The organism is Streptomyces sp. NPDC001902, from assembly GCF_042891295.1.
Classification (GTDB): Bacteria; Actinomycetota; Actinomycetes; order Streptomycetales; family Streptomycetaceae; genus Actinacidiphila.
In genome coordinates this window covers 38,877-59,638 of record NZ_JBIATA010000030.1, presented here as the reverse complement: position 1 = coordinate 59,638, position 20,762 = coordinate 38,877, and the positions used below count along the sequence as shown (strand labels likewise).

At 71.2% G+C, this 20,762-nt stretch carries 18 protein-coding genes; 6 read left to right on the top strand and 12 right to left on the bottom strand.

What is annotated here, in order from left to right; all coding sequences use genetic code 11:
* Positions 1 to 376: 376 nt before the first annotated feature.
* A complete protein-coding gene (locus tag ACFYYN_RS35675; protein WP_500549023.1) occupies positions 377 to 1,246 on the top strand; it encodes an LLM class F420-dependent oxidoreductase in 870 nt (289 codons plus the stop codon).
* Positions 1,247 to 1,371: 125 nt separating this feature from the next.
* On the opposite strand, the gene ACFYYN_RS35670 is transcribed toward ACFYYN_RS35675, so the two are convergent.
* The 6 genes from ACFYYN_RS35670 to ACFYYN_RS35645 all read right to left on the bottom strand — a co-directional run bounded on the left by ACFYYN_RS35670 (position 1,372) and on the right by ACFYYN_RS35645 (position 6,949).
* Complete coding sequence (locus ACFYYN_RS35670) at positions 1,372 to 1,950, bottom strand: hypothetical protein (RefSeq protein WP_500549022.1); 579 nt, start codon at positions 1,948 to 1,950, stop codon at positions 1,372 to 1,374.
* A gap of 419 nt (positions 1,951 to 2,369) precedes the next feature.
* A complete protein-coding gene (locus ACFYYN_RS35665; protein ID WP_500549059.1) occupies positions 2,370 to 3,578 on the bottom strand; it encodes a SpoIIE family protein phosphatase in 1,209 nt (402 codons plus the stop codon).
* Positions 3,579 to 3,758: 180 nt separating this feature from the next.
* Positions 3,759 to 4,124: a toxin Doc gene (locus ACFYYN_RS35660; protein ID WP_500549021.1), complete on the bottom strand. Its 366-nt coding sequence runs from the start codon at positions 4,122 to 4,124 to the stop codon at positions 3,759 to 3,761.
* Positions 4,124 to 4,354, bottom strand: coding sequence for a hypothetical protein (locus ACFYYN_RS35655; protein WP_500549020.1), 231 nt, complete (start codon positions 4,352 to 4,354; stop codon positions 4,124 to 4,126). Before ACFYYN_RS35655 ends, ACFYYN_RS35660 begins: the two co-directional genes overlap by 1 nt.
* A gap of 142 nt (positions 4,355 to 4,496) precedes the next feature.
* Complete coding sequence (locus ACFYYN_RS35650) at positions 4,497 to 5,504, bottom strand: glycine-rich domain-containing protein (protein WP_500549019.1); 1,008 nt, start codon at positions 5,502 to 5,504, stop codon at positions 4,497 to 4,499.
* A 230-nt stretch (positions 5,505 to 5,734) separates the two neighbouring features.
* Positions 5,735 to 6,949, bottom strand: a complete 1,215-nt coding sequence (locus tag ACFYYN_RS35645) for an FAD-dependent oxidoreductase (RefSeq protein WP_500549018.1) — start codon at positions 6,947 to 6,949, stop codon at positions 5,735 to 5,737.
* A gap of 64 nt (positions 6,950 to 7,013) precedes the next feature.
* On the opposite strand from ACFYYN_RS35645, the gene ACFYYN_RS35640 reads away from it, so the two are divergent.
* Positions 7,014 to 7,619 (top strand): PadR family transcriptional regulator, encoded by a 606-nt coding sequence (locus ACFYYN_RS35640; RefSeq protein ID WP_500549017.1) that lies wholly within the window; start codon positions 7,014 to 7,016, stop codon positions 7,617 to 7,619.
* 27 nt (positions 7,620 to 7,646) lie between these two features.
* Here the strand turns inward: ACFYYN_RS35640 and ACFYYN_RS35635 are convergent, their stop codons facing one another.
* Together ACFYYN_RS35635 and ACFYYN_RS35630 are read right to left on the bottom strand one after the other, a co-directional pair.
* Positions 7,647 to 9,092, bottom strand: coding sequence for a glycoside hydrolase family 47 protein (locus ACFYYN_RS35635; protein ID WP_500549016.1), 1,446 nt, complete (start codon positions 9,090 to 9,092; stop codon positions 7,647 to 7,649).
* Positions 9,093 to 9,245: 153 nt separating this feature from the next.
* Entirely contained in the window at positions 9,246 to 10,208 is a 963-nt protein-coding gene (locus tag ACFYYN_RS35630) for a helix-turn-helix transcriptional regulator (RefSeq protein ID WP_500549015.1), read from the bottom strand.
* Positions 10,209 to 10,298: 90 nt separating this feature from the next.
* Between ACFYYN_RS35630 and ACFYYN_RS35625 the strand changes: the two genes are divergently transcribed.
* Entirely contained in the window at positions 10,299 to 10,985 is a 687-nt protein-coding gene (locus ACFYYN_RS35625; RefSeq protein WP_500549014.1) for an alpha/beta fold hydrolase, read from the top strand.
* Between the two features lie 48 nt (positions 10,986 to 11,033).
* Here ACFYYN_RS35625 and ACFYYN_RS35620 read toward each other — a convergent pair whose 3' ends face one another.
* Positions 11,034 to 11,660: a hypothetical protein gene (locus tag ACFYYN_RS35620; RefSeq protein WP_500549013.1), complete on the bottom strand. Its 627-nt coding sequence runs from the start codon at positions 11,658 to 11,660 to the stop codon at positions 11,034 to 11,036.
* A 65-nt stretch (positions 11,661 to 11,725) separates the two neighbouring features.
* On the opposite strand from ACFYYN_RS35620, the gene ACFYYN_RS35615 reads away from it, so the two are divergent.
* On the top strand, positions 11,726 to 12,397 hold the full coding sequence (locus ACFYYN_RS35615; protein ID WP_500549012.1) for a hypothetical protein: 672 nt from the start codon (positions 11,726 to 11,728) through the stop codon (positions 12,395 to 12,397).
* 86 nt (positions 12,398 to 12,483) lie between these two features.
* On the opposite strand, the gene ACFYYN_RS35610 is transcribed toward ACFYYN_RS35615, so the two are convergent.
* Entirely contained in the window at positions 12,484 to 13,638 is a 1,155-nt protein-coding gene (locus tag ACFYYN_RS35610; protein WP_500549011.1) for a bifunctional class I SAM-dependent methyltransferase/NUDIX hydrolase, read from the bottom strand.
* 351 nt (positions 13,639 to 13,989) lie between these two features.
* Here ACFYYN_RS35610 and ACFYYN_RS35605 point away from each other — a divergent pair, with 351 nt between their 5' ends.
* Together ACFYYN_RS35605 and rph are read left to right on the top strand one after the other, a co-directional pair.
* Positions 13,990 to 16,353, top strand: coding sequence for a glycosyl hydrolase family 95 catalytic domain-containing protein (locus ACFYYN_RS35605; protein WP_500549010.1), 2,364 nt, complete (start codon positions 13,990 to 13,992; stop codon positions 16,351 to 16,353).
* A gap of 248 nt (positions 16,354 to 16,601) precedes the next feature.
* Positions 16,602 to 19,193, top strand: coding sequence for a rifamycin-inactivating phosphotransferase (gene rph / locus ACFYYN_RS35600; RefSeq protein ID WP_500549009.1), 2,592 nt, complete (start codon positions 16,602 to 16,604; stop codon positions 19,191 to 19,193).
* A gap of 51 nt (positions 19,194 to 19,244) precedes the next feature.
* Here rph and ACFYYN_RS35595 read toward each other — a convergent pair whose 3' ends face one another.
* Positions 19,245 to 20,243, bottom strand: a complete 999-nt coding sequence (locus tag ACFYYN_RS35595; RefSeq protein ID WP_500549008.1) for an alpha/beta hydrolase — start codon at positions 20,241 to 20,243, stop codon at positions 19,245 to 19,247.
* 74 nt (positions 20,244 to 20,317) lie between these two features.
* Positions 20,318 to 20,635: a putative quinol monooxygenase gene (locus ACFYYN_RS35590; RefSeq protein ID WP_500549007.1), complete on the bottom strand. Its 318-nt coding sequence runs from the start codon at positions 20,633 to 20,635 to the stop codon at positions 20,318 to 20,320.
* Positions 20,636 to 20,762: the final 127 nt, after the last annotated feature.

Genomic DNA, 20,762 nt, shown 5'->3' with positions numbered 1-20,762 from the left:
GGAACTTCATTTGAACCGGGTGCGCGAAGAACCCGCCCGGGCTGCCGGCGTCGTGCCGTACCGCCGGTTCCCCGGCACCCCATCCGGCAAGCGGCTTCCGGGCGTCCCGTGAGGCGTAGGGGTCCACGTTCCATCCGTGCGTCGCCCTCAGGGGCGAGTCGCGACGCGCGAATCGCAGGGCTTCCTCAGCCGGCCCCGCAGGCCCCCCGCCGTCACGCCCCAAGGCACTCCCCGGTCCGGCGTCGCGATGACACGGCGGACACCCGCGGTGCCCCGTCCGTCCGGGTGACGCGCCGCGCCGCCTCCACGCGCGGCGTGCCACGTCACGCCGAAGGCGTCCGCACTTCGCGCTTAGGGTGACGCCAGGAGGTGGCGGATGCGAGTGGGGTTGCACGCGCTCGGCATCGGTGACGGTGCCCGTCCGGAGGTCATCGGGGCGGTGGCCACAGCCGCGGAGACGCACGGCTTCGCCCGGCTCTGGTGCGGCGAGCACGTGGTGCTCGTGGACGCGCCCGCCTCCCGTTACCCCTACTCCGCGGACGGCCGGATCGCCGTACCCGCGGACGCGGACTGGCTGGACCCGCTGCTCGCGCTCAGCTACGCGGCAGCCGTCACCAGCCGGATCGAACTCGCCACCGGGGTGCTCCTGCTGCCCGAGCACCACCCGGTCCTGGTCGCCAAACAGGCCGCCACACTCGACGTGCTCTCAGCCGGGCGCTTCTGCCTCGGGGTCGGGGTCGGCTGGTCGGCCGAGGAGTTCGCCGCGCTCGGGGTCCCCTTCGCCGGGCGTGGGCGGCGCGCCGAAGAGTACCTCTCCGCGATGCGCGTCCTCTGGGCCGAGGATCCGGCCTCCTTCGCGGGCGAGTTCACCCGCTTCGACGGAATCCGGGTCAACCCGAAGCCACTGCGCGGTGGCCGGCTCCCGATCGTGGTCGGCGGCCACAGCGACGCCGCCCTGCGCCGCGCGGTCAGACACGCCGACGGCTGGTACGGCTTCAACGTCCCGGTGGCCGACGTCGGCTCGCACGTCGCCGTCCTCGCCGACGAGTGCGCCCGCCAAGGTCGCGCCTTCGACGGGCTCACGGTCGCCGTCGCGTTGAGCGACGGTACGCCCGAGCACCTGCCGGCCCTCGCCACTGCGGGCGTCTCGGAACTCGTCGTCGTCGGCGCACCCCCGCCCGCTGCCGACGCGGCGGCCGCCTGGGTCGCGGAACTCGCCCGGGAGTGGATCGTCCGGAATGAGTGACCGTGGCCGGTGCGAAGCCGGCGCGCGGCCCCGTACACCCCATGGGCGGTGGGTCAGATACGTCCTTCTGCGGCGAGCCGCACCAACACTTCCATGTCCGGTACCTCAAGAGCCGGTATCCGCAGCTACTGGAAAGGGAATCCATAACGGCCCGCGTTTCTGTCGCGGAATTCCATGCGCAGACGCGCGCCGAGATCGTCTTCGAACATGCTGACGGGGACATAGCTGTATCGCAGCGAGGTGATGTCCTCCCAGGGCACGTGCGTGCCGTCGTGGAGCAGGCCGTCCGAGGTGGCGGTCAGAGGACCGAAGTCCACACGGCCGCCTGCCGCCAGGGTGGCTTTGGCCGCGGCCAAATGCAGTTCGGTGACATGGTCGCGTATGCGCGCCAGAAGCGGCCAGATGGAGGAATCGGGATGGTCGGCGATCGCGCCCGTGACGAAGACGGCCTTCGGTGTGACGACCGGCGGGTCTGCCAGCCGCAAGGCCACGACGGTGCCGTCGGTGAACGCCAGCCGCTGCACCCAAACCCACCGGGTGACCACTGTGTCGTCCTCAGCGGGATCCACCTCCAGGTCGTTGGCGGACCAGAGGTGGGCGACCTCACCCCAGGGATACACCCGTTGGGCAGCGGCACCGTGCCCCGTGTCGCCGTCACCCTCGGCCAGCGCGAGACCACCATCGAGAACGGACAGTGTCACCACCCTCAGTCCGTCAGCGCCCTCGAGCTGCCCCGGTAACGTCCCGTGCACCGGCCCCGTGGAAAGGCTCTCTCGCTCGGCGGCCGATTCGGCTGTCGTCGGCTTCCGAACCTTCCTCCACCAGCGGACCATAGGTCTCCCCTCCCCTGACCTGAGTACAACCTCCGGTCGCCGGTTGCGACGGCACCCCGCTCGGCACACTACCGACACCGCCATCCCCGGCCCAGACCCTTTCTCTCGGTCGTCAGACCGTTCGGCCGGCCCCGCTGTTGGCCCATGTACCTGCGCCACCCACATGCGCTCGGCGGACCGCACGACAATGCCGGGACGTCGAGCCGCCGTCCCTGCCGGTGCACCCTGGTGACCGACCAGTCCCCGTCGTCAGAGCCCCGGCGCCGGCACCGTCCAGGAGACCTCACTGATCACGGCTGCTGCTTCCCGCGGCCGGCTGAGGCTTGCTCGATGTCCGCGCCGGAGCTGACGTGCCGCTGGGTCTCCTGGGGGCCGTGCCAGTCCAGGCACATCACGGTGGCGTCGTCTTCGAGCCGGCCGCCGGCGGCGTCACGGACTGCGGACGTCAGGGTCAGCGCGGTCTCGCGCGGATGCAGGTCCCGGGTGTGCTCCAGCATGTCGAGCAGGTCGACCTGCTGCCCATGGCGCTCGAGCATGCCGTCGGTCAGCATGAGCAGACGGTCGCCGGGGCGCAGATCGATGTCCTGGACCCGGTGAGGGTGCGGCGCGTACGCGGAGAGCCCGAAGGGATGGTCCACCTCGCAGGTGATCACCTCCGCGACCCCCTTGCGTACGCGCAGTGGCCAGGGGTGACCGGCGTTGACGAGCTGGGCCTGCCCGGTGTGGAGGTTGATGCGCAGGAGCTGCCCGGTGGCGTGACCTTGCCCGTGCTCGGCCAGGGCCTGGTCGGCCCGGCGGGCCTGCTCGGCCAGGCCGGCTCCCACACGGCGCGCGCCGCGCAGAGCGCCCACCAGGACCGTGGCGGCCAGGGCGGCGTCGATGTCGTGCCCCATGGGGTCGGTCACCGAGAGGTGCAGGGTGTCCCGGTCCACGGTGTAGTCGAAGGTGTCGCCACTGAGGTCTTCGGAGGGCTCCAGGCTCCCGCACAGGGTGAACTGCGCGGCCTCGCAGGACAGCGACGCGGGCAGCAGCTGGTACTGGATCTCCGCTGCCAGGGTGGGGGGCCTGGAGCGTTTGCCCCAGGTGTAGAAGTCGGTGAAGCGCCCGTTGGCGATCACGACATAGGCCAGCGCATGGGCGGCTTCCCCGACGGCATCAAGGACGTCTTCGCCGCATTCGGTCGGCAGGAGCAGCTCCAGCAGTCCAATGGCGTCCCCCCGGTTGGTGACCGGTACGATCATTCGCTGTCCGCGGCTCGTCGCCGCCTGATACAGCCGCTGGGTACGGATCACCTGCTCGTATACGCTGCCGAACAGGGGGATCCGTTCCGTTTCCCGCTCGCCCCCCACTGCCCCGGCGGTGGACAGCCGCGCCACCGCCTTCCCCGTCAGGTCCACGATGAGGAAAGAGACCTTCGTAGCCTGAAAACGCCGCCGCAGATCCTCCGCGACCACGTCGACGGCATCTGCCGGCGCCGCTGTCTCTGCGGCCGTCAGCAGCCGGGGAAGTCCACTCTTTCCAGCACTCACGGCCGCGGTCCCTTCCACCAGCCCCCTCACCAGCTTGGCTACCGCAGCGGTGAGCGTCAATCTGTGCCCACTCGCGGCTGCAACCGGCACACTGTGCTCCGCGGGCCCTCAGACATCAACGGCAACAGAGTTCCCGGCCAGCCCTGCGTTTCACGCTCGCCAGGAGCGGATGCGTTCGGCGGCGGTGTACACGTCGGCCTTGCCGCTGACGATGTCGCGGGCGAGCTCCACCGGGGCGTAGGGCGCGTTGAGGGTGTGGCCGCTGGCCGTCATGTAGGCCACCGCGGCCATCGCGCCGAACAAGGCGTTGCGCGCCGGGAGGGGGCGGAGCTGGATGATGGTGTGCATCAGGGCGGCTGCCCGCCAGGCCTCGTCGTACTCGGCGCCGAAGGCGGGGGTGTTCACGCGATGCCGCGCGACAGCTGCGACCAGTGCGGAGTAGTCGCGCACCGCCAGGTCCGTCATGCGGGCCTCTTGGATCTCCAGGAGCCAGCGGACGTCGACGAAGACTTCCATCAGGCGGCGGCACCCGCTCCACGGCGGGGTGCGTCGTCGGGGAAGGCCTCGTCGAAGGCGGCCGCATGGGCGTCGTGGAAGTCGAGCGCCGTGGAGACGAAGACCCGACGGCGCCCTTCGAGGACGGTCGTGGCGTGGATGTAGTCCTCGACGGACATCCCCGCGGCTGCGGCGGCGACTTGCAACTGCCGCAGCTCGGCTTCGGTGTAGTCCACGCTCACATCCGGCATGCACCGAAGGTACCGGATCGGCTGCGGACGCTGCACCTGAGCCTGCCGTCTGCTGCGTCAAACAGAACCGGGCCGGTCATGGCGCGAAGACCTCAGGTCCCGGCGCACCGGAAGGTGCGCCGGGCCTGATGCGTGTCCTCGGCTACCACCAGATGACGGCGTATCCGTCACCACCGTTGGAGGCGGGTACCGCGCCGGCCACGGTACCGTCGCCGCCCGTGCCCGCACCCTGCGGGGCAGGCTCGACGATGCCGCTCACCGCCGGCTGGCCGCCGTCGCCTGCCAACCCTTGGGCCACGACGGGAGGCTGGCCCGCGGCACCCTGACGGGTCGTACCGCCGACCGCGCAGGAGCCGCCTCCGCCGGGACTGGGAGTCAGCAGGCCGGCGGTTCCTCCGGTGCCACCAAAGCCCCTCGCAAGAATGCCGCCAGGGCCGGACAGGATGGTGTCCCCGCCATTGGCACCGCTGGCGCCGACGAGGTTGGCACCGCTCCCTCCTTGACCGACGGTCACGTTGTAGGTCGTCCCGGGTGCCACAACTACGGGGCACCAGGCGAAGCCGCCGGCCCCACCGCCGCCGCCGAGAGGGAGAGCGGGGAGGAGCCCTACTCCACCGCCACCCCCGCCGGCACCCCACACCTGGACGAAGACCTTGGTGACCCCGTCGGGCGGGGTGAACGTTCCGGCGCCGACCCTGAAGTCCACCAGGTCGTGGGGGGCGGCGGCGGGTCCGGGCGGTCCTGCCGGGCCCTGCGGACCCTGCGTTCCGGGGTCACCCTGCGGGCCGGCGGGCCCGGCCGGTCCCTGCGTTCCGGGCGGACCCTGGGCCCCGGGGTCACCCTGCGGGCCGGCCGGACCGGCCGGACCCTGCGCTCCGGGAGTTCCAGGCGGTCCGGGCGGGCCCTGCGGGCCAGGAGGCCCGGGGATGCCCGGTCGGCCGGGATGCCACGGACGGCCCGGGTATCCGGGGTAGCCGTGGTAGCCGGGGCGGCTCGGGCAGTACCCGGGGAAGTAGGGGAAGAGGAAGCACGGGTCGGCGAGAGCGGTCGTGGCGCCGGGTTTCACGGCGTCAGCCCGACCGCCGCCGGCGCTCTCCGCGTGCGCGGCACCTGTCAGAGCACTGGACGCCAGGGCCACGGTCGCGGCCATCGTCCACATCCGCAGACCACCTCGGCGTCGCCTTACGGACGCCTGAGGCAGGGCTATTCGGGACAACACGTCACCTCCAGGAAGGGGCTCACAGCGCGCGGCAGACGCCGCCCGGAGAGGAAGCTGGCATGGACAGCAGCGAGCCCACAGCAAGGATCACCTTGCGTTGCAAGACGTGCACATTCAGTAGCCGACCGGGTGACTCCTCGCAGCTCAGCCGGTTCCGGTCGTCACGCCACCGGGGCGTCGAAGTCGATCGGGTACCGGAACTGCCAGGCGTTCTTCTCGGGCTTCATCAGCTTGAACATCGTCGGCAGCAGCGCGTCGCGGATCACCCGCGCGACCGGGCCCGCGGCCTTGCGGGCGTTGGTGCGGGCGGTCTCCTTGATGATCCGCTCCACCCGGGGCCGGCGCAGTTCCTCGTAGCGGGCCAGCGCCTGAGGCAGGGGCAGGTCGCGCAGACAGCGGGCGAGTTCGACGGAGCTCTCCGCGGCGAGCGAGGCGCCCTGGCCGGAACTGGAGGAGGGCGCATGGGCGGCGTCCCCGGTGAGGACCATCCGGCCGCGGCTCCAGCGCACCGGCTGCGGCATGCTCTCGGTGCTGCCGGCGAAGAGCATGGTCTTCGGGTCGGTGGCCGCCAGCATCCGCCCGGCCGGGGTGGCGTCGCCTTCACAGACCTCCGCCAGGTGTTCCAGCCAATAGGCGCCGCCGCGCTCGCGCTGCTCGTTGACCGAGAGCGGCTGCGCCACGGGCAGGTTGACGAACCACAGGCCCGTGCCGTCCGCGAAGACCTGCCAGGCGAAGAAGCAGCGCTTGCCGAAGGTCATGTGCATCATGCCGTCGGTGGGCGCGACGCCGGAGTCGGCGACCATGGCGCCGAACCCGGCCGTGCCCGCGAACTGCGGTGCGGAGGCGGTCGGTTCGATCAGGCCGCGGACCGTGGAGCGCAGTCCGTCCGCGCCGATGAGCACGTCCGCCGTCGCCGTGCTGCCGTTCTCGAAGCGCGCGGTGACACCCTCGGCGTCCTCGCTCGCGTCGACGATGCGTCTGCCGTAGACGGTGGCCACGCCCCGCTCCTCGGCGGCCTCGCGCAAGGTCCGGAACAGCTCCGCGCGGAACACGAAGCGCGTCGGATCGATACCGGGCAGCGTGCCGAACTCGGCCAGCTTCTTGCCGTTCCAGCTCTGCAGCACCATGCCGTTCATCTCGGCGCTGACCGCGCGGACCGCGTCGCCCACGCCGATCGCGTCGAACGCCTGGAATCCGTTCGGCGCCAGTCCCATGCCGCCGCCGACCTCGTCGGCCGGGCCGTCGTACGCCTCGAAGACCGTCGCCTCGATGCCCGCTTGCCGGAGCGCCATCGCGGTGACGGGACCGGCGATGCCGCCGCCGATGACCAGTGCGGAGCGGACCTTGCCGTTCGTGGTGCCAGTCGAGTTCGTCATGACGTGATAGTTGCACTGCAACTAGTCTCTAGTCAACTAGTTTGACCGTGGGTAGCATCGGGTCATGAGCACTGCGCCCCGGAGTTCCCCCCTCGCCCTGACCGTCCTGGCCCTGCTGCACTACAAGCCTCTGCATCCCTACGGCATCCAGCGGCTGCTCAAGGAATGGGGCAAGGACCAGGTCGTCAACGTCGGTCAGCGGGCCGGCCTGTACCGGACCATGGAGCGCCTGCTCGCCGCCGGGCTGATCGCCGTCCGCGAGACGGGCCGGGACGCGCAGTACCCAGAGCGCACCGTGTACGAGGTCACCGAGGCGGGCAGCGAGGCGGCGCACCGCTGGCTCGACGAGATGCTCTCCACGCCGAAGCAGGAGTTCCCCGAGTTTCCCGCCGCGCTGTCGCTCATCATGATGCTGACGCCGGAGGCACTGCGGGATGCGCTCGGCCGCCGCGCCGAGGCCCTGGAGACGGCCCTCGCGAAGCACGACGCGGACCTCGCCCGGGAGGCGGACAGCGGGCTGCCGCGGATCGCGACGCTGGAGCTCGGTTACGTGCGCACGATGACGGCGGCGGAGCTGGCGTGGGTCCGGGGCGTGCTGACCGATTTCGCGGACGGGCGCCTGGCCTGGTCGCCCGAGGAACTGCTCGCCCACGCGGGCGATGACGGGTGACCACGGGGGCGGCCGGGCGGCCCGGCGTCACTTCCCGGCAGGGCCGACGGTGCCGGACGCGGCACCAGGCTCCAGCAGCCCGCGCAGGACGTTGCCCTCCGTCGTCAGATAGCTGGAGCGGTAGTCGAAGCGGCGCGCCCGGGCGAACAGCAGGAAGTAGTACTTGGCGTTCTCGCTGAACCAGTACGCCGGGGTCAGGTCCCCCAGCTCCACCGGGGACGCCGTCACGTCCCGGACGACCGTGTAGCCGTTGCGGACCTTGCAGTAGCGCTCCTGACGGCCGAACATCTCGCGGGCGCGGGCGCGGTACAGCTCCTTCCCGGTGGTGAGCCACAGGAGCAGGCAGGAATTGGCGTACTCCGGGCGCAGCGGGTAGGACGGGTCGATCGCGCGCAGGGTCCGGTAGTCGAAGAGGTCCGGCGGCAGGCGGAAGGTGTCGAGCACGGCCGTCCAGCTGTCGAGGTAGCTCTCACCGCCGGCGAGGCGGCCGCTCTGGGCGAGCAGGCCGGCGTAGAAGGCGGTCAGCCCGGACTCGACGTGGCCGGCAGCGCGGCCCGTGGTCATCCGCGCCTGCCGGAACCACAGCCGCCCGGTGTCCCGGTCGGCGAGGTACCGGAAGATCCCGGCGGTCAGGGTGGTGTACCAGGTGTGCAGCTCCTCGTCGCCGTACAGCGCCCAGCCGTGCCACAGGCTCTCGTAGAAGGAGTCGACGGGCGGATCGAGGGTGGCGGTAGTGCCGGTCCACTCCCCGGTCTCGACGTTCATGCTGGTGCCCACCAGGTCCAGCCGCGAGCGACGTTCGCAGACCGCGCGCAGCGCCCGCTTGGCCGCACCGTAGTAGGAGCGGTCGCCGGTGAGCCGGGACAGCTCCCCGAACTCGGTGATGCAGGTGCCGATCTCGGCGAGGTAGTTGACCCGGCCGCCCACCGCGCCCGTGGAGAGGTTGACGTAGCGGTAGGGGGCGCCCGTGGGTGACTTGACGAAGGCGGGCATCAGCCGGTCCGCGAGGTCGCGGGCCAGATCCAGCAGCACGGGTTCCCTGGTCGCCAGGTACCCCGACAGCAGCCCGCCGACCAGCCGGATGATCGACTCGAAGACCTGGACCGACACGTCCTGGTCGAGGACGAGTTCGTCGCGCACCCAATGGACGGCCGCGGCCAGGTCCTCGTCCAGCTCCATCAGGTACAGCGTGTCGAGCGCCTCGACGATCGTCAGGCCGAACGTGTGACCCCGGACGAAGAAGTCCGCACCGCAGCCACGCAGCGGCCGCAGCTCGTCACGGCCCCAGGCCAGCCGCCGGTAGGCGTCCCACGCCCTGCGGAACGAGGCGACGGCCTCCTCCCCCAGGTCCGCATACGGCTCGGGCGCCACGGCGGCCGCACCGGCCGAGGGCACGGCCGGAACGGCAACGACGGGCGTCAGGGCGGCCACGGCACCGAGCAGCCTGCGCCGTGACACTCCGCCAGGACCCATGAAAGTTCCCATGACCGCACACATGCCCCAAATGCGCCATCCCCTTTCCCGCCCCCACGGGAGATCACCGCATTGACGGGACATCCTTGCCGATGACCGGCTCAAGCAGCGACGCCACGCCGACCCCGCACGCCTTCCGCGTCGAGGCCGTGGTCAGGACCGGTCCGCCACGGCGGCGGTGAAACGCGCCACGAGCGCCGCAACCGCGGCACGCAGCTCCTCCCCGCCCTCGACGCGGAAGGCGAACGGCACCCTCGCCAGCCATTCCTGCACGTACATGTCCGGATTGCGGGTACTGCCGACCAGCACGCATCCCTCCCCCGAGGGCTCCAGCCGCCCCATGGGCGGCCGGATCCACGGGGCCACCTCGACCAGGGGCGCGTCGAACACCACGCGGGTGGAGAACTCCCACCCCAGGCCGAGGTTCTCCTCGAGCGCCGCCACCGGGTCGAGGCCCTCGGGCGGCTCGAAGCCGTGCCCGGTCGGCCGGACCGCACGGATCCGGTCGAGCCGGTAGGTGCGGATCGCGTCCGCACGATGGGAGTGGCACAGCACGTACCAGCGCCCGTAGCGGACGACGACGGACCAGGGGTCCACCTCCGCCTCCCACTCGTTGCCGGCCTCGCTGCGGTACGTGACCGACACGCGCCGCCGGGCCGCGACGGCGTCGACGATTTCGCTGGTGATGGCCGGATCGGGGCGCGCCGCGTACGGGTCCGCCGCGGCCGACGCGTACTCCCGCAGCAGCGCGGCCTGTTGGCCGACGCTCTCCGGAAGCGCCTTGACGACCTTGCCCAGGGCTGCGCCGACCAGGTCGTCGGTGCCGGCCGCTGCCGGCTGGGCGCTGAGCACCGCCATCACCAGGCCGAGGGCCTCGGACTGCGTGAAGTGCACCGGGGGCAGCCTCGTCCCGCGCCCCAGCCGGTACCCGCCATACGGCCCCCGGGCCGACTCCACGGGGATGCCGGCCTCCCGGAGGATCCCGACGTACCGGCGCGCGGCGCGCTCGGTGACGCCCAGCCGCACGGCGAGTTCGCCGGCCGTCGTACCGGGGCGGGTCTGGAGGATCTCCAGGGCGCGCAGCGCCCGCGCGGTGGGGCTGAGGTCGTTCGGCACGGGAGCAGGTTAATCCGGATGAACCGGCAGTGGATCGTCCGGATCTCCTCCTACGGTGGCGTCCACGAAGTTGGAGAAGGGAAACCGACCATGGACATCCTGCTCATCGGCGGCCTGTGGCTGAACGGATCCGTGTGGGGCCGCGTCGCGTCCGCGCTGGAATCGCTCGGCCACCGCCCCGTGCCGCTCACCCTGCCGGGCCAGGGGGACGGCTCCGTGTCCGCCACGCTCGACGACCAGTTGGCGACGGTGCTCGCCGCGGTGGACGCCGCACCCGGCAAGCCCCTGGTGGTGGGGCATTCCGCCGCCTCCACGCTGGCCTGGCTGGCTGCCGACCGGCGGCCGGGGCGGGTCGCCAAGGTCGCCCTCATCGGTGGTTTCCCGACCGCCGGCGGTCAGCCGTACGCCGACTTCTTCGAGGTGACGGGCGGCGTCATGCCCTTCCCCGGCTGGGGCCCCTTCGAGGGACCGGACGCCGCCGACCTCGACGACGGCGCCAGGCGGGAGCTGGCGGCCGCCGCGATCCCGGTACCCGCAGGCGTGTCCAAGGCGGTGGTGCGACTGACGGACGAACGGAGGTTCGACGTCCCGGTCGTGGTCGTATGCCCCGAGTTCACGCCCACGCAGGCGCAGGAGTGGATCAACGCCGGCGACGTCCCGGAGCTCGCCCGGGCCAAGCACGTCGACTTCGCCGACATCGACTCGGGCCACTGGCCCATGATCACCCAGCCCGCCGAACTGGCCCGGATCCTGGCCGAGGCAGCCGACGCGGCCTGACGAGGGAGCCACCGGGCGCTTGATGGGCACGGCTGTCGGCGGCACGCGTTATCCATGGACGCGGCTGATCTTGACCACCGTACGCGGACGCGGACCGGGTGCATCCCCCCGCACCTGGTCACCCGCCTCTTCGAGCTCGGCCATGCCGACGAGGTGGCGTTCCAGGCCGGCCGAGGCGAGTGGTTCTGCGCCCGCGAGCAGGCCCGGCTGCTCGCCGAGCAAGGACAGCAGGCACGAGCACGGGAGGTCCTCGCGCCCTACGTCGCGACCGGCTGGTGGAACGCCGCCGAAACCGCCGCCGGGCTCCTGGAAGGGTGGGGCAGGACCGAAGAGGCGATCGCCCTGGCCCGGCCGCATGCCGAGCGCGGAGACCGACTGGCGCTGGCGTTCTTCGCGCGCCTGCTCGCGCGGCACGGCCGGGCCGGTGAGGCGTTCGCCCTGCTGCTCCCGCACATCACGGACTGGTTCCTCGCCGACGTCCTGGTCGACGTCGCCGAAGGCGCCGGCCGGGACGAGGACGCCGCCGCACTGCTGACCGCCCGCATCGAGGCCGGACACCACTGCGGCGACCCGACGTGCCCCGACCGCGCCCTCAGGCCTTCCAACGCCGTCGGCCTCCTCGCCGCGATCCGCGAACGCCAGGGCCGCGTCGACGAGGCCGTGGCACTCCTGCACACCCGTGACATCACCTCGGTCAACAACCGCGACCAACTGGCCGACCTGCGGCCCGGCACGCCCGCATGGAGGAACTGCGCACCTACGCGGCGACCGAACCCCACGGGCACGCCGCCAAGCGGCTGGCGGAACTGCTCCAGGAGCGGGGCGACCTGGAGGGCGCGATCGCGGTGTACCGGCAGCCGGGCGACTCCCCGGGCCACCAGGTGCACCGGCCCGTGCACCTGGCGGGGCTCCTGTCACGGCACGGGCGGGGCCACGAGGCGCTCGAGGTGCTCCGCACCCTTGCCGACACGCTCGGCCCGGAGGACTGGATCATCGACATGCTGTCCACCCAGTACGCCGATCTGGGCCGCCCCGAGGACGGCCTGGCCTACCTCGACACCCTCAAGGAACGCCACGGCGGCACGGAGGAATGGGAGGTCTTCCGATGCCGGCTGACGCTCATGGCCGCACAAGGCCGGCATGAGCAAGCCCTCGAACAGGCCCTGGCACACCCCGAGAGCCGCAACAGGTTCCCTGCCCGGACCACCGCCGGCCTGCTCGCCGACGCCGGACGTATCCAGGAAACCCTCGCCTTCCTCGAACAGCATGCTCCCGAGGACCGCGCCATCGTGGCCCGGCACCTCATGGACCTCGGCCGCGTCAAGGACGCCATAGCGCGCCTGCAACAACCCGTCCCGCGCCCGGCCGGACCGTCATGGACCCTCGCGGCGGACGACACACCTCCCTTCTGACTCCGCCCGCAGCCGACCTGACACCCCGACGGGCACCCGCGTCCACTCCCCGCTCGCCGCCTCACACGACCAGGAGCTCCCTGGACTCACGCATGTTCGCTGCGGGCCTGCAGGGGATGGAGCCGGGCGGGCGGGTGCTCGATCGGCAGGTCGGGGCGCCAGGTGGTCAGGCACTGAGCGCTGGGGACGAACAGGCCGTTCGGGAGCCGGTCGAGCGGCCACCACCGCCAGTCGCCCACGCGCTCGCCGGGTTGGTCGGCCGGTTCGCCGTCCCATGCGGTGATCACCGCGGCCACGGTCGCCCGCAGCATGCCCTGGGCCTCGTCCAGGAGCAGGCCGAGCAGCTCGACGTCCTCCTCGCGTACGGTGCAGCCGGTTTCCTCCTTCACCTCACGGGCGGCGGTACCGGCCAGGGACTCCCCTCTTTCCACCGAACCCCCGGGCAGCTCCCACGTACCCCGGCGATGCCGGCCCAGCAGAAGACCGCGGGGGCCGTGCAGGATCGCCCCGACGCCGAGGGCGGTGTTCGGCGGCGGCGGGCTGGTGGTGCGGGGGCGGCTGGTGACCCGGGTGCGCCGACGTACGCGGAACAGCCGGCAGGATGTCGGGACACCCTCTTCCGGCGCGTCCAGGACCTCGATCCCCTCGACGACGAAGCCGTGTTCCTCCAGCAGGTCCCGCCACAACTGCGGTGCCAGGACCCACATCTGCACGGTCAGCTGCCCGCCGCCCGCCAGGGGCAGGATCTGCGGGCGGGCCGTGACGGTGACCGAGGGGCCCTGGCCGTCGGAGTCGGTGTGCAGGACCGAGAACACCAGCCTGCCGCCCGGTGCCAGCGCGTCCGCGACGGCGGGCAGCAGCCGTCGCGGGTCGACGTACGCGAAACCGTGGACGGAGTAGATCACCTCGTACGGATCCGCCCGCCGCAGATGCTCGACCGCGTCGGCCAGGATCAGGCGCAGCCCCGGCACGGCCGAGTAGCGCGCGGCGGCGCGCTCGTACTGGGTGGGCGAGGCTTCGACGGCGTCGACGTCGGCACCGTGCGCACGGACCAGGTGGGCGGCATGCCTGCCCAGGCCCGATCCGAGGTCCGCGACCCGCCGGCCTCGCACGTCGCCCAGGGCCTCCACGCCGTGTTCGTCCGGCCAGAAGCCCCAGGAGATGTCGTCCGCGTCGGGAACGTCGGTGCCCCTGGCCCCGTGGTGGGCTCCGTAGGCGGTCCAGGCGTCGGCGTTCGTCACTTCGGCAGGGTCCACAGTGCTGTCCCTACCCACGGTGCGGCCGCGCCTGCCCCCTGACGGCCGTTCGACACCACATCACGCGTCGCCGTCGATGCGCGTGCGTGCACTGACACCCGACGATCCGTCAGAACATCTTCGCCGCCGCCGCACAGACATCCGACCTCCTCTCATCATGGACCGTGGAGTTCGAGCCGAAGATGGGGAAATCACGGACTAAAACTCCATAAGATCAACAGCGGCAAGGGAAAAGGTCGGGTTAATTTGGCATCGGCCGTTGACATGGGCGAAACAAGTTGATTATTTATGAATACTTTTCGTGGGCTGCTGTGACCCTGGAAGGGAACCCTTGCCGTGTCCGCTTCTTCCCGACGTGACTTCCTCCGCCTGGCCGGCGCCACCAGTGGTGCCCTCGCCCTGTCGAGCGGCCTCTACCCGTTCGCCGCACATGCCGCTCCCGCCCGTCCGACCAGCGTGGACATCGTCCCGGAGGGGAAGGCCACGTCGCTTTGGTACCGCACGCCCGCCAACGAGGCGCGCATCATCCAGGAGGCACTGCCGGTCGGCAACGGCCGGCTGGGCGCGCTGGTCGGTGGTGATCCGGCGGACGACTTCCTCTACCTGACCGACGGCGCGTTCTGGACCGGCGGCACCAACGACACCCTGACCGACGACGGCCAGTTGCCGTACGGTCCGGACGACTTCGGCAGCTTCGGCCTCCTGGCCAAGCTCCGGATCGCACTGCCCGGCCACTCCGGCAAGGCGGTGAGCAAGTACCGTCGCCGGCTCGACCTGAGCAACGGCGTGGTCTGCGCGGAGTACCTGCACGAGGGCAACCTCCACCGCCGCGAGGTGTACGCCAGCCATCCGGACGACGTGGTCGTCGTCCGGCTCAGCGGCGGGCCGCACACCGGTACGGTCTCGCTGGCCGGCACGCACGGCGAGACCACCGCGGGCGGCACCGGGCACGTGTCGTTCGCCGGGACGCTGAAGAACGGTCTGCGCTACGCGGCGGCGGTGACCGCGGTCAGTGCGTCGGGCCGGGTCAGTGTGGAGGGCGACAAGCTGTCCTTCGCCGGGTGCCGGGAGCTGCTGATCGTGGTGTGCGGCGGCACCGACTACTCCCCCGACGCCGCGAAGAAGTTCCGCGAGCCGGGCACCGACCCCCTCGCGGTGGCCCGCGCCAAGATCGCCGCCGCGGCGAAGGTGTCCGGCAACGAGCTGCTCAAGACCCATGTGTCCGACTACCACCGGCTCTACAACCGGTTCAGCATCGACCTGGGCGAGTCCTCGGCGCTGCAGCGGTCCCTGGACTCCTGGTCCCGCATCGCCGTGAGGTACACCGACGCGACCACGCCGGACCCGGAACTGGAGGCCGCCTACGTCCAGTACGGCCGCTACCTCACCATCACCGGCTCCCGCGACTGGCTGCCGATGAACCTGCAGGGCATCTGGGTGCACAACAACAACCCGGACTGGTACGCCGATTACCACACCGACATCAACGTCCAGATGAACTACTGGCTGGCCGACCCGGCCGGCCTGGGCGAGAACGCGTACGCCCTCGCCCGGTACTGCGTGTCCCAGCTGCCGGTCTGGACCGACGTCACCAAGCGGCTGTTCAACGACGGACGCAACCGGTTCCGCAACAGCACGGGGAAGATCGCCGGGTGGGCGGTCGCGTTCTCCACCAACATCCACGGCGGCAGCGGCTGGGCCTGGCACCCCTCCGGCAACGCCTGGCTGTGCAACTCCCTGTGGCGGCACTACGAGTACAGCCAGGACCGCGCCTACCTGGGGCTGATCTACCCCGTCCTGAAGGGGGCGGCGGAGTTCTGGCAGGCGCGCCTGATCAGCACCACGGTCACCGGGACGGACGGCACGTCCCAACAGGTCCTGATCGACGACACCTCCTGGTCGCCGGAGCACGGTCCGGACGGGAAGGGCAACACCTACGGGCAGGAACTGGCGTGGGAGCTCTTCGAGGAGTTCAAGACCGCCTCCCGCGTGCTCCACCGGGACACCGAACTGGCTGCCGAGCTCAGCGCGATGCAGGCCAAGCTCTACCTGCCCCGGGTCAGCCCGAAGACCGGCTGGCTGGAGGAATGGATGACCCCCGACAACCTCGGCGAGGTCACGCACCGGCACCTGTCGCCGCTGATCGGCTTCTACCCGGGCGACCGGATCGCCGCCGACACCAGCCCGGCGGAGCTGCTCGAAGGGGTCCGTGCGCTGCTCACCGCCCGCGGCATGGACAGTTTCGGCTGGGGGTGCGCGTGGCGGTCGTTGTGCTGGTCCCGGCTGAAGGACGCGGAGAAGGCCTACCAGCTGTACCTGACGGTGCTGCGGCCGTCCATCACCAACGGCAACGGCACCTCGGCCAACTGGTTCGACATGTACAGCCAGGGCAGCTACACGATCTTCCAGATCGACGCGAACCTGGGCGGTGCCACCGCCGCGCTGGAGATGATCCTCTACTCCCGGCCGGGCATCATCGAGCTGCTGCCCGCACTCCCCCAGGCCTGGGCGGCCAAGGGTTCCGTGACCGGAGTGGGCGCCCGCGGCGGCTTCGAGGTGGACCTGTCCTGGCGCTACGGCAAGGTGACCGAGGCGACCGTCCGCAGCACCGGCGGGACCGCCACCGAGCTGCGCGCCGGCGACTTCCGCAAGCAGCTCACCCTCGAGCCCGGCAAGTCCGTGACGATACGCATCCCCTAGCCACGGTCTTCGTGACGGCCCGCCGGTTCCTCCGGCGGGCCGTTTCGCATTCCTGGTTCCGCGGCCGCATCCGCAGACCTGTGGGACGTCCACTCGCCGGTTCCCGCGGACGGTGAAATGGCAAAGGCAAGGAGATGTCTCTCCTTGCCACTCTCAAGGTATAGCGCACCGGGGGGCTTGCGGCAAGGCCCCGGGGGTGGCGCACAATCGTCGGCCGAGGCCACAACCTGCGGAAATGAGGGCACGACGTGCAGTACGTGATCGATCTGCCAGAGGTCGACGAAACGCAGGTCACGGTTGTCGGCGGCAAGGGCGCGCACCTGGGCGGGCTGTCGCGGATCGAAGGCATCCGCGTGCCGGCCGGCTTCTGCGTGACGACGGACGCCTTCCGGCGGATCATGGCGCAGGCGCCGTCGATCGGTGAGCGGCTCGATGAGCTGTCGCGCCTGGACCAGGATGACCGCGAGGCGATCCGCACGCTCAGCGCACAGATCCGCCGGACCATCGAAGGGATCGTCATCCCTGGCGATCTCGCGGCAGCGATCACCCGCCCGCTCACCCAGCTCGGCGAGCAGGCCGCGTACGCCGTCCGGTCCAGCGCGACGGCGGAGGACCTGCCGACGGCCTCCTTCGCCGGTCAGCAGGACACCTACCTGAACGTCGTGGGGCCGACGGCGATCCTCCGGCACGTCAGCCGGTGCTGGGCCTCGCTGTTCACCGAGCGGGCCGTGACCTACCGCCAGCGCAACGGCATCGACCACCGTACGGTCCACATGGCCGTGGTCGTGCAGCAGATGGTCTTCCCGCACGCGGCCGGCATCCTGTTCACGGCCGACCCCGTCACGGGCAACCGGAAGGTCGCCACCGTGGACGCCGGCTTCGGCCTCGGCGAGGCCCTGGTCTCCGGCCTGGTGAACCCGGACGTCTACACGGTGCGGGACGGCGAAGTCGTCACCAAGGCGATCGCCGCCAAACAGCGTGCCGTTCACGCCCTGCGGGCCGGCGGCACGCAGGAGGTGGCGATCGACGCGCAGCGGCAGGAGGAGCCGGCGCTGACGGATGCGCAGGTCGTGCGGCTCGTGCAGCTCGGGCGGCGGATCGAAGCGCACTTCGGCCGCCCGCAGGACATCGAATGGTGCCTGGTCGACGACGCCTTCCAGATCGTCCAGAGCCGGCCGATCACGACGCTGTTCCCCATCCCCGAGGCCGGGGACGAGGAGAACCACGTCTACGTCTCCGTCGGCCATCAGCAGATGATGACCGACCCCATGAAGCCCCTGGGGCTGTCCATGTGGCAGCTGACGGCCATGGCGCCGATGCACGCGGCCGGCGGGAGGCTGTTCGTCGACGCCACCCGGCGCCTGGCCTCGCCCGCGAGCCGCGCCGCCCTCCTGGACGTCATGGGGAAGGGCGATCCGCTGGTCAGGGACGCCCTGGAGACCGTCCTCGACCGCGACGACTTCGTCCCGTCGCTCCCGGACGCACCTCCCGGCAAGCCCCCGTTCGGCGCTGCGCCCGCCACGATCGAGACCGATCCGGCCATCGTCACCGAGCTGATCGAGCGCAGCCAGGTGTCCATCGCCGCCCTGGAGCGCGACATCCAGGCGAAGACCGGGCCGGCGCTGTTCGCCTTCCTGCTGGAGGCCTTCGAGGAGCACAAGCGGGTCCTCGGTGATCCGCTGAACATGCAGGCGATCATGGCGGGGATGGAGGCCACCTGGTGGCTCAACGACAAGCTGCAGGAGTGGCTGGGCGAGAAGAACGCGGCTGACACGCTCACGCTGTCCGCCCCCGACAACATCACGTCGGAGATGGGACTGGCGCTGCTCGACGTCGCGGACGTGATCCGCCCGCACCCCGAGGTGGTGGCGTTCCTCCAGGACGTCCAGGACGAGGACTTCCTGGACGAGCTGCCGAAGCTCGCCGGGGGCACCGAGGCACGCGACGCCATCGAGGGCTACCTCGACCGGTATGGCATGCGCTGCGTCGCCGAGATCGACATCACGAGGCCGCGTTGGCGGGAGCGCCCCACCACGCTCGTGCCCGTGATCCTCGACAACGTCAGGAACTTCGAGCCGGGCGCCGCCCAGCGGCGCTTCGAGGACGGCCGGAGGAAGGCGCAGGAGAAGGAACGGGACGTGCTGTCGCGCCTGCGGGCCCTGCCGGACGGGGACCGGAAGGCCGACGAGACCAAGCGGATGATCGACCGGGTCCGGACCTTCATCGGGTACCGGGAGTACCCGAAGTACGGCATCGTCAGCCGCTACTTCGTCTACAAGCGGGCCCTGCTGGAGGAGGCCGAACGCCTCGTGCAGGCCGAGGTGCTTCCCGAGAAGGAGGACGTCTTCTTCCTCACCTTCCAGGAACTCCACGACGTCGTGCGCTCGCACCAGGTGGACGCCCGGCTCATCCGGCAGCGCAAGGACGCGTTCCGGTCTTACCACGCGCTCACACCGCCCCGGGTCCTCACGTCGGACGGCGAGGCCCTCACCGGGGCGTACCGGCGCGACGACGTGCCGCCCGGCGCCCTGGTCGGCGTACCGGTCTCCGCCGGGACCATCGAGGGGAGGGCCCGCGTCATCCTCGACATCGCGGAGGCCGAACTCGAGGCGGGCGACATCCTGGTCACGACCTTCACCGACCCCAGCTGGTCGCCGTTGTTCGTCGGCATCGCAGGCCTGGTGACGGAGGTGGGCGGTCTGATGACCCACGGCGCGGTGATCGCCCGGGAGTACGGCTTGCCGGCCGTCGTGGGCGTGGAGCAGGCCACCCGGCTGATCCGGGACGGGCAGCGGATCCGCGTGCACGGAACCGACGGGTACGTCGAGATCCTGCCGTGACGGAGAGGGGGTGCGCCGGGATTCCGGCGCACCCCCTCACGCATCTCGGCGTCACGCGGCGCCGTGCGGGGTCAGGAGCCGGGCGAGCCAGTCGGTGCGGGTCCGGCGGGCCGTGGCCGAGATGCGCGCCTGCGGGTACAGGGCGTCGAAGCCGTGGAAACCGCCTGCCCAGACGTGGAGTTCGGCTTGGCCGCCGGCCGCCCAGATGCGGGTGGCGTAGTCGGTGTCCTCGTCGCGGAAGACTTCGGCGGAGCCGGTGTCGACGTAGGTGGCCGGCAGGCCCCGGAGGTCGTCGGCCAGCGCGGGCGAGACGTACGGGGACACCTCGTCGCCGGTGCGGTCACCGAGGACCGCGCGCCATCCGAACGCGTTCATCTCCCGGGTCCAGACGCCGGGGCCTCCGGAGTACTGGCGGCTGGAGGCGGTGGTGTTGCGGTGGTCGAGCATGGGGCAGATCAGCATCTGGGCGGCGATGGCGGGGGTGCCCAGGTCACGGGTCAGCAGGGTGACTCCGGCCGCGAGTCCGCCGCCCGCGCTGGCGCCGGCGACGACGATCCGGGCGGGGTCGATGCCCAGTTCCTCTGCGTGTGCGCAGATCCAGAGCAGGCCCTGGTAGCAGTCCTCGACGAGGGTGGTGCCGGTGGCCTCCGGGGCGAGCCGGTAGTCCACGGAGGCGACGACCGCGCCGAAGGTGTCGAGCCACTCCAGCGGGATGTCGATCTGTGCGAACCGGTCGCCCATGACCATCCCACCGCCGTGCATCCAGTAGATGCAGGGTGCGGCCGTGCTGCGATCTGCGCCCGCGGGGCTGAACACCGACATGGGCAGGGGCGTACCGTCCTCGGCCGGCACGGTGAACTCGCGCCGGTCGATCGGGCGGTGGGCGAGGAGGGAGTCGACGGGCGGCGACGGCATCCGGCGCAGTTGCGCGAGCACCTCCGCGCTGAGCCGGGACATCAGCGGCATGTCGGCCAGGAGATCACGCAGTTCGGGGTCCAGGGCGGGTCGCGGCGTGGTCGTGGGCGGGGTCGCGGGCATGCTCGCGCTCATGGTCGTGGGCCTTTCGTGAGGTGGTGACGGACGGCAGGTCGGGGACGGGGTCACCCGGGCAGCGGCGTCCCGGTTCAGAAGGCGGCCTTACCGCGGACCGGGACGTAGTCGGTGTACGCGGGCTCTTCGGCCAGCAGTCCGTCGATCTGCGCCACGATGGCCTGGGCGGCCTCGCCGGCGAAGATCCGGTGGTGGTCCTCCTCGCTGGTCCATCCCTCGGTGACGTGGACGACGTCGGGATCGGACGCGGATCGGGAGACGAGGTAGACCAGGCAGTGTTCGCTCGCGCCGGGGCTGCCCTCGTTCAACCCGGTCAGCAGCAGGTCCACCAGCCGGTCGCCCGTTCCGGGCCTGGCGGTGAGGGTGGCGTTGAAGCCGTACTGCGCAATCATCGATTCCTTCTTCCCGGTGATGGAGTGGGGTGACTCCATTCAACCGAGCTGACCTGCGGAAACGTTAGAACGATGCTCGCTCGTCCTTGCACGTTCCTCTCATGCGGGAGAGCTGTCGCACGCAAGG